Below are 310 nucleotides of genomic sequence, written 5' to 3'. Positions count from 1 at the left end.
GCGGCCGATGCGGTCTTGCGCGTCCCGATGTCCTCCACCCGGTGCGCGAGCTGACGCTGCAGATTGGTGAGCTCCACCACGTCGTCGTCGATCACCGTGAGCGATCCGACCCCGGCGGCGGCCAGGGCGAGGAGCACAGGGGATCCGAGTCCGCCCGCGCCGACGATCGTGACGTGAGCGGCGTTGAGGCGGCGCTGTCCCTCCTCGCCGATGCCGGCGAGCACCGCGTGCCGCGCCGTGCGGACGAGTTCTTCCGGCTCCAGCACGGGAGCGGGGGCGACGAGAGGCTGCATGGACTCAGCGTATGCCC

General features: G+C 71.9%; 1 protein-coding gene. It reads right to left on the bottom strand.

Annotated features, from left to right (window positions below):
• Positions 1-293 (bottom strand): HesA/MoeB/ThiF family protein (locus L687_RS0121335; protein WP_040569654.1); only part of this gene is annotated, 293 nt, incomplete at its 3' end.
• Between the last annotated feature and the right edge of the window lie 17 nt (positions 294-310).

Origin of the sequence: Microbacterium maritypicum MF109 (assembly GCF_000455825.1) — a bacterium.
Taxonomy (GTDB): Bacteria; Actinomycetota; Actinomycetes; order Actinomycetales; family Microbacteriaceae; genus Microbacterium; species Microbacterium maritypicum_A.
The sequence above is the reverse complement of the archived record's forward strand: the minus strand, read 5'-3'. Positions and strand labels throughout refer to the sequence as shown.